13 protein-coding genes are annotated in these 14834 nt (G+C 63.9%); 7 read left to right on the top strand and 6 right to left on the bottom strand.

Going from position 1 to position 14834, the window contains the following annotated elements; genetic code table 11:
* Positions 1-15 precede the first annotated feature (15 nt).
* Positions 16-744, bottom strand: coding sequence for a FadR/GntR family transcriptional regulator (locus EVC45_RS17280; RefSeq protein ID WP_129959152.1), 729 nt, complete (start codon positions 742-744; stop codon positions 16-18).
* Positions 745-1155: 411 nt separating this feature from the next.
* On the opposite strand from EVC45_RS17280, the gene EVC45_RS17275 reads away from it, so the two are divergent.
* From EVC45_RS17275 to EVC45_RS17260, 4 genes are read left to right on the top strand one after another with little or no spacing between them, the layout of a single operon-like run.
* Complete coding sequence (locus EVC45_RS17275) at positions 1156-2283, top strand: sugar ABC transporter substrate-binding protein (protein WP_129959151.1); 1128 nt, start codon at positions 1156-1158, stop codon at positions 2281-2283.
* Between the two features lie 35 nt (positions 2284-2318).
* On the top strand, positions 2319-3893 hold the full coding sequence (locus EVC45_RS17270; protein ID WP_129959150.1) for a sugar ABC transporter ATP-binding protein: 1575 nt from the start codon (positions 2319-2321) through the stop codon (positions 3891-3893).
* Positions 3890-4870, top strand: a complete 981-nt coding sequence (locus tag EVC45_RS17265) for an ABC transporter permease (protein WP_129959149.1) — start codon at positions 3890-3892, stop codon at positions 4868-4870. Before EVC45_RS17270 ends, EVC45_RS17265 begins: the two co-directional genes overlap by 4 nt.
* Complete coding sequence (locus EVC45_RS17260; protein WP_129959148.1) at positions 4867-5853, top strand: ABC transporter permease; 987 nt, start codon at positions 4867-4869, stop codon at positions 5851-5853. The genes EVC45_RS17265 and EVC45_RS17260 overlap by 4 nt, the downstream gene beginning before the upstream one ends.
* Positions 5854-5857: 4 nt before the next feature.
* On the opposite strand, the gene EVC45_RS17255 is transcribed toward EVC45_RS17260, so the two are convergent.
* Positions 5858-7075: a diguanylate cyclase domain-containing protein gene (locus tag EVC45_RS17255; RefSeq protein ID WP_129959147.1), complete on the bottom strand. Its 1218-nt coding sequence runs from the start codon at positions 7073-7075 to the stop codon at positions 5858-5860.
* A gap of 240 nt (positions 7076-7315) precedes the next feature.
* Between EVC45_RS17255 and EVC45_RS17250 the strand changes: the two genes are divergently transcribed.
* Positions 7316-8647 (top strand): NRAMP family divalent metal transporter, encoded by a 1332-nt coding sequence (locus tag EVC45_RS17250; protein ID WP_129959146.1) that lies wholly within the window; start codon positions 7316-7318, stop codon positions 8645-8647.
* Positions 8648-8686: 39 nt separating this feature from the next.
* Here EVC45_RS17250 and argE read toward each other — a convergent pair whose 3' ends face one another.
* From argE to EVC45_RS17230, 4 genes are read right to left on the bottom strand one after another with little or no spacing between them, the layout of a single operon-like run.
* The gene (argE, locus tag EVC45_RS17245; RefSeq protein ID WP_129959145.1) at positions 8687-9850 is read right to left on the bottom strand and encodes an acetylornithine deacetylase; all 1164 of its coding nucleotides are present in this window, start codon (positions 9848-9850) and stop codon (positions 8687-8689) included.
* Positions 9843-10520: a DUF1028 domain-containing protein gene (locus tag EVC45_RS17240; RefSeq protein ID WP_129959144.1), complete on the bottom strand. Its 678-nt coding sequence runs from the start codon at positions 10518-10520 to the stop codon at positions 9843-9845. The genes argE and EVC45_RS17240 overlap by 8 nt, the downstream gene beginning before the upstream one ends.
* A 10-nt stretch (positions 10521-10530) precedes the next feature.
* Positions 10531-10962 (bottom strand): RidA family protein, encoded by a 432-nt coding sequence (locus EVC45_RS17235; RefSeq protein WP_129959143.1) that lies wholly within the window; start codon positions 10960-10962, stop codon positions 10531-10533.
* Positions 10962-12320, bottom strand: a complete 1359-nt coding sequence (locus tag EVC45_RS17230) for an NAD(P)/FAD-dependent oxidoreductase (protein ID WP_129959142.1) — start codon at positions 12318-12320, stop codon at positions 10962-10964. Before EVC45_RS17230 ends, EVC45_RS17235 begins: the two co-directional genes overlap by 1 nt.
* A 275-nt stretch (positions 12321-12595) precedes the next feature.
* On the opposite strand from EVC45_RS17230, the gene EVC45_RS17225 reads away from it, so the two are divergent.
* Together EVC45_RS17225 and EVC45_RS17220 are read left to right on the top strand one after the other, a co-directional pair.
* Positions 12596-13522, top strand: a complete 927-nt coding sequence (locus EVC45_RS17225; RefSeq protein WP_129959141.1) for a LysR family transcriptional regulator — start codon at positions 12596-12598, stop codon at positions 13520-13522.
* A 123-nt stretch (positions 13523-13645) separates the two neighbouring features.
* Complete coding sequence (locus tag EVC45_RS17220) at positions 13646-14797, top strand: SRPBCC family protein (RefSeq protein ID WP_211193429.1); 1152 nt, start codon at positions 13646-13648, stop codon at positions 14795-14797.
* Positions 14798-14834 lie beyond the last annotated feature (37 nt).

Raw genomic sequence — 14834 nt, 5'->3', positions numbered from 1 at the left:
CCGCCAGAACCCGGACTAACGCCACGCCTTGGTGAACTCGCCGATGACGCGCGTGAGATGCGCCTGCATCGTCGTGCGCGCGGCGCTCGCATCTCGCGCCATGACGGCCGAAAAGATGCGCTGATGGTCATCCTGTGAAGCGGCCCGCAACGCGGGAGTATGGAAATGCTCCTCGATCTTCTTCCACATCGGGTCGGCGCGGGAGTTGTCCCACATCGCGGCCACCACGAGCCGGAGCATTTCGTTGCCGGTCGCTCGCGCGATCGCCAGATGGAAATCGCGGTCGGCGGCCTCGTTCGCGGCCTTGTCGTCCATGTTTTCGCGCATCGCGCGCAACGCGGCGAAGATCCGGTCGAGGTCCGCATCTTTGCGTTCGGTAGCGGCCAACGCCGCGATCCCGCTTTCGATCACCGCCCGCGCGCGCAGCGTCTCGATCGGGCCCAGCCCGCGCGGCAGTTTGAACATCGCGGAGCGCGCCTGCGGCGCCTCGGCCACATAAATGCCCGAGCCGACCCGGACCTCGACCACGCCCTGCACTTCCAGCGCGATGATCGCCTCCCTCACCTGCGTGCGGCTCACGCCAAAACGCTCCGCCAGCGTCCGCTCGGAAGGCAGACGCGCACGCGGCCCGACGTCGCCGGCGACGATCAGATCGTGGATCTGCTTCGCCAGCCCGACATAGGAACGGTCGGTCGCGTCCTCATCGACGGAGCGGCCGCCTGGCGTGTGCGAAAGATCGGCCATTCAGGATTCCCGAAAGCTACGAGGCCGCCAGCAGGCGGCTCGAGTTCGTAAAAATGGTACACCAATTGCCCGGTCCGGCCGCACCGGCGCGGCACTGCCCTTCCCGGCCGTCAAACCGACGCAGCAGGGCTTTCAGGCTTCTCGACCAGCCTGCCACGCCGTGGTAAACCACTATCGCGCGCGGATTGGTATGCCAGTACTGTCAGACGTGACTACGTTCGCGCCGGCCCTTCGATTTGCTTCGAGGCGGCGCCTTTGAAGAAGTCGATGCGCTGCTTCGACGAGTCCGAGTCAGTCCCGCTGCAGCACATTCCGCAAGATTCCCTGCTTCACGCACAGATTTCGGCGACGCTCCACGACCGCCATGTGCGCCGGCAACCGGTAAGTTCAATCCAACAAATTGGAGACGACATGCTTTCAGGAATCCAAGTGCTTCGAGCGGCGGCGGCCGCGTCATTGGCGCTGTGCGCAAGCGCGGCTTTCGCGCAGGCTTCGATCGTTTCCGGGCCGTCCAGCGATCCCACATGCATGGTCCCGTGGAAGACCGACACGAAGTTCATCAAGTATCCGAAGAAGAACGGACCCTATCGGATCGCACTCGTCAACGGCTATATCGCGAACACCTGGCGGATCCAGATGATCAAGACGGCCAAGGCCTATGCGGCACAACCGGCCGTCGCCGCCAAAATCAAGGAATTCAAGGTCGTCTCGACCGGCGAGGACGTGCCGGCGCAGATCTCGGCCGTCAACAACTTTATCGATGCCGGCTATGACGCGGTCATCGTGGACGCGCAGAATCCCACCTCGTTCGGCCCCGCGATCCGCCGCGCGAAGAATGCCGGCGTCGTGCTGATCGCGTTCGACAACATCCTCGACAGCGAAGACGCGATCAACGTCAACGTCGATCAGTACGGGCTCGGCGTGCTGTGGGCCAAGTGGCTCGCGGACCACCTGTCGAGCGGCGGCAAGGTGCTCGAGGTTCGCGGGGTGGCGGGTACCTCGGTCGACACGGACCGGCACAACGGTTTCATGAAAACCCTGGACGACACCGGCAAGAAGTGGAACGTCGTCCAGGTCTACGGCAAGTGGGATGACGGGGTCGCGCAAAAGGCCACCGCCGACGCGATTGCCGTGCAGGGTCATTTCGACGGCATTTCGGCGCAAGGCGGCGACACCGGCGTCGTGCGCGCGATGATCGATGCGAAACATCCGTTCGTGCCTTTCGGCGGCGAGACCGAGAACGGCTTTCGCAAGTTCTGCGCGCAGTATGGCAGCCAGGGCCTGAAGTGCACGTCGGCGGGCACCGGTCCCGCGCAGGTGGCCGTGGCGATCAAGACGGCGCTCGCCGCGCTGGACGGCCAGACGATCCCGGTCTCGATCAAGCTGCCGCTCGACGTCACCGACGATTCGAAGCTGAAGTCGGGCGTCAACTACTTCCCGAACGACTCCGACAACTTTTTCGTCGGCAACTCGTTTCCGTCTTGCGGCATCAATTTCTCCGCGCAGGAAATCATGAAGCAGAGCCAGGGTAACCAGTGATCGGATGACGGCCGCGATGTGACGGGAGACGAAGCATGCTGGAGGAGGCAAAGCAGCCGTTCTTTCAGATGTCTGGCGTGTCGAAAAGCTACGGCGGCGCGGTCGCGCTGGATCACGCCGAGCTCACGGTGCGCCGGGCCCGCATTCACGCGATCCTCGGCGAGAACGGCGCGGGTAAGTCCACGTTGCTGAAGGTGATGTCCGGCGTCGTGCAGCCGGACGAGGGCACGATGCACTTCGATGGCCGCGAGGTCTCGTTCGCGTCGCCGGCCGAGGCGAACGCGGCCGGCATCGTCTGCGTGTATCAGGAGCTGTCGCTGATCCCCGACCTGAGCGTGGCGGACAACATCTTCGCCTCGAACCCGCCGCGACGTTTCGGCATGATCGACCGCCGCACGCAGCGCCGCCAGGCCGAGGAGGCCCTCGCGCGGGCGGGCGCCGCCGACATCAATCCGCTCGCGAAAGTCCGCGACCTGCCGCTGTCGCGCCAGCAGATGGTCGAGCTTGCGAAAGGGCTGGCCCACGCGCCGCGCATCCTGATCCTCGACGAAGCCACCTCGGCGCTGACCGCCGCCGACGTCGCGCGCGTGATCGAGGTGCTCAAGCGCCTGCGCGAAGAAGGGCTCGCGCTGCTGTTCATCTCGCATCGGATGCACGAGGTGAAGGCGCTCGCGGACGAATGCACGGTCTACCGGAACGGCCGTCACGTGATGAGCTTCGAGGCGGGCACGCGCTCCGACAATGAGGTCGTCGAAATGATGATTGGCCGGAAGTACCAGCATGCTTTCCCGGCCAAACCCGCGCCCAAACCCGCGGCCAACCCCGCGGACGACCACCGCGCCGCCCCGGCTCTCGCCTGTCGCGATCTCACGTGGAGCGACACGCTGCAAGGCATCAGCTTTTCGTTGCAGCCCGGTGAAATCCTCGGACTGGGCGGCCTCGACGGACAAGGCCAGCGCGAACTCCTGCTCGCGCTGTTCGGTGTGTTGCGCGGTTGCGCGGGCGAGATCGAAATCGACGGCAAAGCGGTGTCGATCGGCAGCCCGATGGCCGCGCGTGCCAACGGAATCGGCATGGCGCTGATACCGGAAGACCGCAAGACCGAAGGCCTGATGCTGCCGATGTCGGTACGCGAGAACCTGTCGTTTGCCGCGCTCGATCGCATGTCCAGCGTCGGCGTAATCGATCGCGACCGTCAGCAGTCGCTGGTCGACCGGGCGGTGGAGCTGCTGGCGATCAAGTCGTTCGGCCTCGACGCGCCCGTGGGCTCGCTGTCCGGCGGCAACCAGCAGAAGGTGGTGATCGCGAAGTGGCTGATCCGCCAGCCGAGGATCCTGCTGCTCAGCGACCCGACGCGCGGTATCGACGTCGGCACCAAGCAGGAGCTGTATCAGCTGCTGAGGCGCCTCGCCGACGAAGGCGCCGCGGTTCTGTTCTATTCGACCGACTATGACGAGCTGATCGGCTGCTGCGATCGCGTGCTCGTGCTGTACGAAGGCAGGATCAAGAAGGAACTCGCCGGCCCGGCGATCACCGAGCAGAACCTGATTGCCAGTGCGCTCGACCTGCCGGTCGGACAGATTTCGCCTTCCACGGGAGTCGCGCCATGAGCGGGCTGCGTTACTGGTATGCGGAGAATCGCGGGGCGGTGTTCGCGTTCGGCCTGTTCGTGCTGATGTTCGCCATCTACCTGTTCAACTATCCGTCGACGTTGTCGGCCAACGTGTTTCAGACCGCGGCGAACAAGGCGGTGCTGCTCGCGCTCGTCTCGATGGGACAAGCGCTCGTCGTGCTGACGGCCGGCATCGACCTGTCGATCGGCATGACGCTGGTGCTGACGAATTGCATCGGCTCGTGGATCGTCACCGGCGATGCGCTGCACAGCGCGCTCGGCATCGCCGGCGTGCTCGCGGCGGGCGCGCTGTGCGGCGCGCTGAACGGCGTGATCATCATTTTCGGCCGGCTGCAGCCGATCGTGACGACGATCGCCACCGGCGCGGTCTACTACGGACTGGCCCTGCTGCTGCGCCCCGTGCCCGGCGGCTCGATCAACGAGGACCTCGCCGACGCGCTGACCGGCAAGGTCGCCGGTGTGCTGCCGGCGAGCTTGCTGATTCTGCTCGCGGCGACAGTGATCGTCTGGATTCCTTTCAAGCGCTCGGCGGTCGGACGCGCGGCATACGCGACCGGCTCGTCCGAACCCGCGGCGTTTCTGTCCGGCATGCCGATCCGCCGCGCGAAGTTCGCGAGCTATACGCTGGCCGGCCTGCTCGCCGCAATCGGCGGGTTGTTTCTGACCTTCTTCACCGACACCGGCGAAGCGAGCCTCGGCAGCGCCAACTCGTACACGCTGTTTTCGATCGCCGCGGTGGTGATAGGCGGCGTGTCGCTGCTCGGCGGCAAGGGCAGCGCGATCGGCGCGATCTTCGGCGCATTCGCGTTCCGCTCGATCGGCGACCTGCTGTTCGTGTTCAACGTCGATGCGCTGTGGCAGCCGCTATTTCAGGGCGTGATTCTTCTGCTGGCCGTCGCGATCGGCGCGTGCGGGCTGTTCAGGGTACGCAACCGTCTGGAGTGGTTTCAATGAGCCACGCTTCGGCAACCGGCCGGACCACCTTCGTGTCGAGGCTCACGCGCAGAATCGACAAGCCGATCGTGATCGCGTTCGCGTGCATCGTCGCGCTGCTGCTCGTCGGCGGGATGTTTTCGCGCAGCTTCACGTCGCCGGAGTACATCCTGCTGCAACTGAAGGTCGGCGCGTTCCTCGGCATCATCGCGACCGGCCTGATGATGGTGATCCTGCTCGGCCACATCGACCTGTCGCTGCCGTGGACCATCACCGTCGGCGCGATGATGGCGTGCGCGGTCGCGGGGCACGGCGAACTCGGACGAATCCTCGCAATACCGGTCGGGATTGGTTGCGGCGTGCTGATCGGCATCGTCAACGGCATCCTCGTCGCGCTGCTGCGCATTCCGTCGATGATCGCCACGCTCGCGACCAATGCGGTCGCGCAGGGCATCATGATCGTCTATACCGGCGGATCGTCACCGCAAGATTCCGCCCCCGAAGTGATGCGCTGGCTCGCGGCGGGCTGGCTCGTGCCGGGCGTGCCCAATGCCGTCGCGCTGTGGGTGGTGATCGGCGGTGCCACAGTGTTCCTGCTGACGCGTACGACCTTCGGCCGCACGCTGTACGCGATCGGCAATACCGAGCGCGCGGCGTATCTGTCCGGCATCGATACGCGGCTCGTCACCGTGGCCGCCTTCGCGGTGTGCAGCGGTTTCGCGGCGTTCGGTGGCGTCTTGCTCGCCGGTTATGCGTCGAAGGCAGCGCAGTCGATGGGCGATGCCTATCTGTTACCGGCGATCGCGGCAGTCGTGCTCGGCGGCACGTCGATTCTGGGTGGGCGAGGCTCATACCTCGGCACGGTGGCCGGCGCGATCCTGATCACGCTGCTGCAGTCGATCCTTTCGGTCGCGCAGATGCCGGAGGCCGGGCGTCAGATCATCTACGGCGTGGTGATAGCGGCGATGTTGCTGCTGTATGGCCGCAGCAAGCGGGAAACGTAAGAAATCAGCGCCGGTGCAGACTGATGACGTTCTTTTTGGCGTCTCGTCGCGCAAACGCGAAGGGAGTGCGACCTGCCCGCTTGGCTTCATACATTGCCGCGTCGGCGGCGTCCAGCAATTCTTCGATCGAATCCACGCCGTCCGGGTAAGTGGCGATGCCAATACTCACGCCGATCGAAAAACAGCCATTCGACTCGTCCGCTCCGACCTGACTCACGCTAGCAGCCAACCGCGTCGCCAGTTCGCGCAACTGTTCATCGTCGTCGAAATCGAACGACACCATCACGAATTCGTCGCCGCCGATTCTCACGAGCAGATCCCCTTCACGCGTCGCCGTTAGAAGTGCGCGTGCCAATGCCCTCAGGACGGCATCGCCGGCCGTATGACCGAGCGTGTCATTGACGGCCTTGAATCCGTCCATGTCCAGATAGAGCAACGCGATCCGCCGGGGAAGCACTTGCGATTCCGCAGCGAGCGCATCGAGGGTGGAAAGCAATTGCCGGCGATTCGGAAGTCCGGTCAACGCGTCCCTCGTTGCGCGTCGGTTGATGACATCCGTGTAAGCGTGGACCAGCGCGAACGCGCGTCGCTGAACGAAAAGGCTGTAGACGAGCAGACAGCAAACGAGGACCGCAATGAACGCAAGCGCCGTGGCCGCGAGCACGACCCGTCTGTCGACATCCTGCACCGCAACACGGCGGACCTCGCGCCAGTTCTGCAGGAGGACGCCCAGGTCGCCGCGCAGCGCGTCCATATAGCGCTTGCCTTCGTTCGTTTGCACGAGTGCCAGCGCAGCTTCGCGGTTGCCGTTGCGCGCGAGATCGAGCGTGCGGCCGATCTCCATCACCTTGTCGTTCTTCGCGCGCTCGATGCGACCGACCAGCGCTGTCGACCGCGGATCGGTAGCGACCAGTTGGTGCAGTCGCAGCACTGCGTCGTCGAGATCGCGCACGGCGAATCGGTACGGTTGCAGGTAGTTGTCGTCGCCTGTCAGCAGGTAGCCGCGTTGCCCCGTCTCGAGATTCTCCAGATCGTGCAGGACGCGATTGCCGGCTTCCAGCACAGCGACCGAGGTGTCGTCCTGCGTCCGGTCGGCGAGGATGATCGTCGCGTCATATATGAAGAATGCGGCCGAAAGCAGAAGCGCTGCAGCGATGAACGCATACAACGCCACAAACCGATTCCTGTCGATCGCCGCAGCGCGGAAAAGACGCCTGGGCATGGAGACCTCACTTGCCGGGAGCTATCGCAGCGACCGGTCGTTCGCTCGCGGCGATCGACGAGCGTGTCGCCCGGGCGGGGCGGGTTGAAGGTACGACATTGTATCGTCAGCCTGCGGGAGTCCTGATAGTCGCCCTCGATTGCGGGACATCCTTCGCACCCGCCCGCCGCCAGACGAGTCGACGCAAAGGAACGGTTCGTGCGAGTGCAACGGCATCTCCCGTTCCGGTTGCTCAGCAGAATGCACTCTCCCCCCGACCGGCGCACCGCGTCCCGCACCGCACAAGGCAGCAGGCCCGCTGCGTCGTCGCAGCCTGCCCGCTCGTGGGCGGCCGATCTCGGGCCTGGGCTGGCAAGTCTCGGTTGCGATAACGATCCCAGTGGTATCGCCACCTATTCGCTCGCGGGCGCGTGGTACGGCTACGACCTGCTGTGGACCTGCGTGCTGTCGTATCCGTCGATGGTTGCGCTGCAACTCGTGTCGGCGCGGGTCGCCGCCGTCACCGGACACGGCCTGACGGCGAACATGCGCGCGCACTATGCGCCCGTGTTCTTCTATTTCGCGGTGGCGCGGTTCGTAATAGCGAACACGCTGAACATTGCCGTCGACGTGATGGCGATGGCTGCGGTCGTGCAACGCTTCACTCATGGGCCGCTCTGGCTGCTGGCCCTCGCATGCGGTTGCGCATCGATCGCGTTGCAGTGGTTCATTCCGTATGCGCGCTACGCACAGGTGCTCAAATGGTTGATGCTGCCGATGTTCGCGTATGTCGGCGTGCTGCTGATCGTCGAGGTGCCGTGGCACACGGTCGTGCTGCGCTCGCTCGTGCCGCACGTCGAGTGGAAAGAAGATTTCGTGACGATGCTGATGGCCGTGCTCGGTACGACGATGAGCCCGTATCTGCTTTTTTCTCAGGCCGAGCAGGAAGCCGAGGAACAACATCGACAACACGAACGGCATGCCGCTCGGGACGAGCGACGCTCGTCAGAGGAGCTTCGCCGGTTGCGCACGCAGACCTTGAAGCGCACCGCGCTATCGAGCGTGGCCGCCTTGTGCATGATGATTGCGGCTGCGGCGACGCTGCATGGTTCACAGGTGCGGCCTGGCGAGCCCCCGGAACTTTCGCGGGCGCTCGAGCCGCTCTTGAATGGCTACGCCGGCCCCCTGCTTGGGCTTGCGCTGATCGGCTCGGCGCTGCTCGCCTTACCTGCGCTTGCGGGTTCCGCCGCGCTGGCGGTCGCGAGTTCGTTCGACTGGCGCCACGGCAAACCACGTGAACGGCGCATTGCCGTTTTGCTCGTTGCGCTCGCGGGGTTTGGGACGCTGCTTGGTCTCGCGCTCGGCCTACTGCACGTCGATCCCGTCACCGCGCTGTACTGGAGCGCCGTCGTCAACGGTATGACGATTACGCCCGTGCTGGTGCTTCTGGTGCTGTTGAGCGCGAAACGCGAAGCAGTCGGCGACCTCGTCGCGCACTGGTCGTTACGCGCGCTCTGCTGGCTCGCGACCCTGATCACCGCCGTGGTCGTGGCCGCGCACTTCGTGCTCGAAGTGGCAGAGCGGCTGGCCTGATGATCCAATCACGCCCGATTTGCATCCGGGCCGCGCGGGCTACCTCACGCTGCCAAGATGTTCAGCGAGGCGAGCGAACATCGCGTCGCAGCGGTTCAGTTGTTCGATCGTGATGAACTCGTCCGGCTTGTGGCCCTGATCCATGCTGCCGGGTCCACAGACCACGGTCGGAATGCCCGCCTGTGTGAACAGGCCGCCTTCCGTGCCGAAGGCCACCGTTCCGTATTCGTTCGATCCGCTCAACATCGCGAGCAGGCGTGCCGCGTCGCTATCGGGCGAAGTCGCCAGTCCGGGATAGGCATTCAGCATCTGCACACGGACATCGGTATCGGGCTGCACCGCGCGCATCTTCGGCAGTAATTCGGCTGCCGCGTAGCTTTGCAGTTTGTCCGCCACCACGTTGGGATCGAAGCCCGGCACGCCGCGCACTTCGAAATCGAACTCGCATTCGGCGGGAACGATATTCAGCGCGCGTCCGCCTTTGATGACACCTGTTTGCACCGTCGAGAACGGTGGATCGAAACGCGCGTCGTGATGTTCCGGCTGCGCGAGTTCGTCGCCGATCTGTTCGAGCCGGTTGATCAGCCGGGCCGCGTATTGAATCGCGTTGACACCGTGCGGCGCGTACGCGGAATGACATGCCGCGCCCTTCACGTGACAGCGCATCGCCAGCTTGCTCTTGTGGCCGAGCACAGGCTTCAGTTCGGTCGGCTCGCCGATCAGACACATGCGCGGCTTATGCACACGCTTTTCGAGTTCGGCCAGCATCGGCCGCACGCCGAGACAGCCCACTTCCTCGTCATATGAAAACGCCACATGCACCGGCACTTCGAGCTTCAGCTTCAGCAAAGCGGGCAGCGCCGCCAGCACGGACGCGAGGTAGCCCTTCATGTCGGCGGTGCCGCGTCCGTACAGGCGCCCTTCTTTCTCCGTGAGACGAAACGGGTCGACGGTCCATGCCTGACCGTCGACGGGCACCACATCGGTATGCCCGGACAGCACGATGCCACCACGGTCGCGCGGACCGATGGTGGCGAACAGGTTAGCCTTGGTGCGCTCGGCGTTATGGAATAGCTCGCTTTCCACCCCTAGATCCGCGAGGTATTGCTGCACGAAGCCGATCAGCTCCAGATTGGAGTCGCGGCTGACGGTCGCAAAACCAATCAGCCGTTCGAGCAACGCGCGGCTCGACAGCTCACTCATCGCCGGGCACTCCGTAGCTCGGCGCCGCGGTCGGATTCAACGCGCGCGCGATGTAGTCCTGCATCTGCGGCCGATACGCTTGCCACAGCGCGTCGAGTTTGCCGATCGGATCGTCATCCGCCCAATCGACACGCAGATCGACGACCGGCCAGACCGCCGTATCGACGATCTTCAGCGCCGCCGAATGCACGGGCCCGGCTTCCCCGCCGGCCTCGACAGCCGCATGCATCGCGCGCAGCAAGCGATCGGCGAGCGCGCCTTGGGCGCTCTCGAACGCTTTCACCATCGCGTCGATCACCGGCTGGCCGGCGAGCAGATTACCCGCTGCCACGCACTGATCGCCCGCGACCGCGTGATGCACGCCGAGTGCTTCCTTGCCGGTGAACATCGCGGTTCGACCCTCGCTGTCGACCACCGTCACCTGCCGGTATTCGCTCCATTCACTCGCGCCTAGTGCCCGTTCGAGCGCGGCATCCGCCGCGATACGCTCGCTTTCCAGCAGATCGAGAATCTGCGGCCCGAGCGCGGGCAACGTCACGTTCTGCGTCGCCACCACACCGACGCCCGCGCGCGCCCACGGACACCTCGCACCCACTGCAATGCTTGACGAACTGATCGCGATACCGAGCTGACCGGTCTTGCCACAACGTCCGACGATGGAGAATGTCATGGGTCGTTCCTTACGCCTGAGCGGGCTTCCAGTTGTCCGGGATCACGGCGATCACGTCGATTTCCATCAGCCATTGCGGCTGGCCGAGCGCGCTGACGCAGAGCCCGGTCGAAATCGGATACACGCCCTTCAGCCACTTGCCGACTTCCTGATACACCGGCTCGCGATAACGCGGATCGATGATGTAGGTCGTCGTCTTGACGATATGCGACATGTCGCTGCCCGCTTCCTCGAGAAGCTGCTTGACGTTCTTCATCGCCTGCTCGGCTTGCGCGCGCGGATCGCCGAGACCGATCAGGTTGCCGTCGAAATCGGTACCGACCTGGCCGCGCACGTAGACCGTATTGCCCGCGCGAACCGCCTGGCAAAGATCGTTGTCGAGCGTCTGGTTCGGGTACGTATCCTTCGTATTGAACATGCGGATCCGAGTATGCGTAGGCATCAGTTCACTCCCACTTCTTTGGTCTTGGGTGCGTGCGATTCGTCGCACGCGGTATCGGTCGTATTCGCGTCACGCGTGCCGCGCGCGTCCTGCCGACGCTGCGCCGCGTCGTGATACGCGAGGTATTTGCGCTGCGTGACGATGTGATCGGCGATGTGCTTCGCGTCGTGCCACACGCCCCAGATGAACGACGACGCGCGCCGCGACAACCACGGCAAGCCGAGGAAATACACGCCGGGCTCCTTCGATACGCCGCGCTGGTGCTGCGGCTTGCCCTTGTCGTCGAACGCGTTCACGTGCAGCCAGCTGAAGTCGACCGCATAGCCGGTGGCCCAGATGATCGTGCTCACACCCGCCTTCTTCAGATCGAGGTCCGGCAGCGGCTGCGTCACGCACTCCGGGTCTGGCGGAATCACGCGTGCGTCGGGGTCTTCCGGCAGGTCGACGCCGTTGCGCTCAACGTAATCGTCGGCGGCGGCGAGTAGCGACATCAGGTTATCGTCGCCGCGCTTCAGATTGGCGGCGAGGTCCGGTTCGAAAGTCACGACGCCATTCGCGAACGATTTCGTCGTGCCGACGAGCATCATGCCCTGATGCGCGAGCCGGCGAAAATCGATGGTCTGGCCGCCGTATGCGCCGCTGACCGCGATGGTCACGTGCTCGCGTCCCGGCACGGCGACTTCCTTGTCCCATTCGCCGAGTACACCCAGCCACCAGCAGAAATCGCGACCGCGATAGGCGCGCGGTGGACGGTCATGCGCACCGACAGATAGATAGACCTTGCGGCCCGCGCGTTGCAGTTCGTCCGCGATCTGCACGCCGGACGACCCCGCGCCAACCACGAGCACCGCGCCTTCGGGCAGTTGCGCCGGGTTCCGGTAATGGGCCGAATGAAGCTGCGTGAGATCGCCGTCCGGCGGCGCGATGGGGGGAATCACGGGACGCTGGAACGGCCCCGTCGCGACGACCACGCGACTGGCTTCGATGGTGCCGTCGGAGGTGACGATCGAAAATCCCGCCCGGCCCTTCAGACGCTCGACGCTGGTGACTTCGACCCCGGTGCGAATCGGCGCATTGAACTTGCGCGCATAGGCCTCGAAGTACTCGGCGACCTGATCCTTGCCGGCGAACCCGTCGGGATCGAGTCCTTCGAACTCCATATTAGGGAAGCGGTCGTGCCAGGCGGGACCATTGGCGACCAGCGAATCCCAGCGGCAGGTACGCCAGCGCTCGGCGATGCGGTCGCGTTCCAGCACGAGATGCGGCACGCCGAGCTTGCTCAGGTGTTCGCTGATTGCCACGCCTGCCTGACCCGCGCCTATGACCAGCGTGTCGATCGACAATTTTTCAGCCGCCATAGCCTGCTCCTTCTGAAAAGCGGTCTGGATTAGGTTCTCTCTCTTCCATGACGCATGACGCGCTGCGCCGTCGAGACGCAGTGACGCTTGCTGTGTTTGCGTTCAAACCAGCACCGGACTACGGCGCGTCACAGCACGTCCCGTCTCGGTCGGACAAAATGTACGCCGCGCTGCAAACAACAAAAACTATATTTTAAAAATGCTTTGCATCGTTTTTCGCTATGCAAGCGACAATTGGCGAGCGACAATCGGTTCGACCGATCACGGAGCAACTGATGGACGGCAACTCGATACGCTACTCGTTGCGTCAGCTCAGGTATTTCGTCGTCACGGCCGAGACGCTTTCGTTTACCGCCGCGGCAAAGCGCCTGCACATTTCGCAGCCGTCCATCTCGACGGCGCTCGCGGATCTGGAGGAATCGTTCGGCGTTCAGTTGTTCATCCGCCATCACGCGAGCGGGCTGTCCCTCACGCAACCGGGCCGCGATCTGCTGGGGCACGCTCGCAATCTGCTTCAGAACGCCGAAGAATTGCAGCTGACCGCGAAGGAAATCGACGGCGGCATGTCGGGCTCCATCTCGCTGGGCTGCATGGTGTCGCTGGCGCCGCCATTGATGCCCGGCATCATCAGCCGCTTCGTGCAGGATTATTCGGCGATCACCTTCCGTACCACGGAAGCGCATCAGGACACGCTCCTGAGCGGCCTGCACGATGGCTCGCTCGATATCGCGCTGACTTACAGCCTCGATATCACCGACGGAATCGCGTTTACCCCGCTGCTTTCGCTGCCACCGTATGTCATCCTGCCTAAAACACATCGGCTGGCACGTGCACGCAAGGTGTCGCTGGCCGACCTGCTGCCCGAGCCCTATGTGATGCTGGACCTGCCGCATAGCCGCGAGTACTTCTCCGCGCTGTTCGATGCGGTCGGCAGCCGCCCTACTGCCGCTTTCCGCTCGTCACAGCCTGAAGTGGTGCGTGGCATGGTCGCCAACGGCTTGGGTTACAGCATACTCAACTTCCCGCTGAAGTCGACCCGAACGGTCGACGGCGAAGACTTCGTGATTAAACATTTCAAGGAAAGCGTCAATGCGACGACGCTTGGCATTGCACTATCGGGCGCCGTCAAGCCGCGTGAGGTCGTCAAACGCTTCTCGGCATTCTGTGAAACGTATATTCGGCGTCTCCACATTATTGGTTAGCAGCCCGGAAAGCGTGACCGCATAGGCTTGACCTATGCACTGCATGTAAAAACAATATTTTACCTAGCAATTTGGATTGTTAGATTGGTGCTCATCGGATGCACACACTGATGGGAGGCCCCTATGCAAGCCATTCTTCAGTCGACGGACACTGAACTCGACATCGTTCGCGCGCTGCGCGAGAACTGCGAGCGTCCGTTCGAGGATGCACACGCAATGCCGCCGGCCGTCTATACGTCGGAGGCGTTTCTCGCGCTCGAACAGCGCGACGTGTTTCGCAACGAGTGGTTGTGCGTGGGCCGCGCGAGCGCGCTGGCCAAGAGCGGCGATTACCTGACCGCGCAGATCGACGACCAGCCGGTGTTCGTGCTGCGCGATGCGAGCGGTGCGTTGCGCGCATTCTCGAACGTTTGCCTGCACCGGATGTCGGTATTGCTCGAAGGGCGCGGCAACGTACGCCGGATCGTGTGCCCGTATCACGCATGGAACTACACGCTCGACGGTTCGCTCGCCGGCGCGCCGATGATGGATCAGCAGCCGGGCTTCTGCAAGGAGCAATACAGGCTGCCTGCGTTGCGCTGCGAAACGTGGCAAGGCTGGATCTACGTCACGCTCAACGAGCACGCGAGCGCGGTGGAATCACATTTGTCCGGACTGACGAAGCTGATCGAGCCGTACGGCATGAGCGAATACGTCGAGACCTTCCACGAAGAGCATGTGTGGGACACCAACTGGAAGATCCTCGCCGAAAATTTCATGGAGAGCTACCACTTGCCGATGCTGCATCGCGCAACGGTCGGACCGCACTCGAAGCTCGAAGAAATGGAATGTCCGCCGGGTTTGCCTGCGTTCAACTATCACTGGATCACCAAGGAAGCGTCGCTGCCGATCGGCAACGCGCATCCCGCCAACACGCGTCTGCAGGGTCATTGGCGCCGCACCACCGCGCTGCTGGCGATCTACCCGACCCACCTGATCACGCTGACGCCGGGCTACTTCTGGTATCTGATCCTGCAGCCGCGAGGCGTCGGCCGCGTGCATATCCGCTTTGGCGGTGGCCTCGCACCGGAATTCGTCGACGATCCGCGCGCCGCCGAATACATGGCCACGCTGAAGACGCTGCTCGACGAAGTGAACGCCGAGGACCGGCGCGGCGTCGAGGCGGTGTTTCGCGGCGTGCACGCGCCACTCGCGAAGCCCGGCCATCTGAGCCCGCTGGAACGGCCGAATTACGACTTCGCCCGCTATCTGGCGGCACACGTGGGCGCGCTGTGAAATCGCCGCCTCACGTGGACCGCCCACACTCTGCCGA

The organism is Paraburkholderia sp. UYCP14C (assembly GCF_004197395.1).
Taxonomy (GTDB): domain Bacteria; phylum Pseudomonadota; class Gammaproteobacteria; order Burkholderiales; family Burkholderiaceae; genus Paraburkholderia.
Note: the sequence above shows the minus strand (reverse complement) of the source record. Positions and strands in the feature narration are given on the sequence as shown.

What these genes read in the sequence shown, in the direction of transcription:
- EVC45_RS17280 (WP_129959152.1), bottom strand. Translation starts at nt 744, where the DNA reads ATGGCCGATCTTTCGCACACGCCAGGCGGCCGCTCCGTCGATGAGGAC.
- EVC45_RS17275 (WP_129959151.1), top strand. Translation starts at nt 1,156, where the DNA reads ATGCTTTCAGGAATCCAAGTGCTTCGAGCGGCGGCGGCCGCGTCATTG.
- EVC45_RS17270 (WP_129959150.1), top strand. Translation starts at nt 2,319, where the DNA reads ATGCTGGAGGAGGCAAAGCAGCCGTTCTTTCAGATGTCTGGCGTGTCG.
- EVC45_RS17265 (WP_129959149.1), top strand. Translation starts at nt 3,890, where the DNA reads ATGAGCGGGCTGCGTTACTGGTATGCGGAGAATCGCGGGGCGGTGTTC.
- EVC45_RS17260 (WP_129959148.1), top strand. Translation starts at nt 4,867, where the DNA reads ATGAGCCACGCTTCGGCAACCGGCCGGACCACCTTCGTGTCGAGGCTC.
- EVC45_RS17255 (WP_129959147.1), bottom strand. Translation starts at nt 7,075, where the DNA reads ATGCCCAGGCGTCTTTTCCGCGCTGCGGCGATCGACAGGAATCGGTTT.
- EVC45_RS17250 (WP_129959146.1), top strand. Translation starts at nt 7,316, where the DNA reads ATGCACTCTCCCCCCGACCGGCGCACCGCGTCCCGCACCGCACAAGGC.
- argE (WP_129959145.1), bottom strand. Translation starts at nt 9,850, where the DNA reads ATGAGTGAGCTGTCGAGCCGCGCGTTGCTCGAACGGCTGATTGGTTTT.
- EVC45_RS17240 (WP_129959144.1), bottom strand. Translation starts at nt 10,520, where the DNA reads ATGACATTCTCCATCGTCGGACGTTGTGGCAAGACCGGTCAGCTCGGT.
- EVC45_RS17235 (WP_129959143.1), bottom strand. Translation starts at nt 10,962, where the DNA reads ATGCCTACGCATACTCGGATCCGCATGTTCAATACGAAGGATACGTAC.
- EVC45_RS17230 (WP_129959142.1), bottom strand. Translation starts at nt 12,320, where the DNA reads ATGGCGGCTGAAAAATTGTCGATCGACACGCTGGTCATAGGCGCGGGT.
- EVC45_RS17225 (WP_129959141.1), top strand. Translation starts at nt 12,596, where the DNA reads ATGGACGGCAACTCGATACGCTACTCGTTGCGTCAGCTCAGGTATTTC.
- EVC45_RS17220 (WP_211193429.1), top strand. Translation starts at nt 13,646, where the DNA reads ATGCAAGCCATTCTTCAGTCGACGGACACTGAACTCGACATCGTTCGC.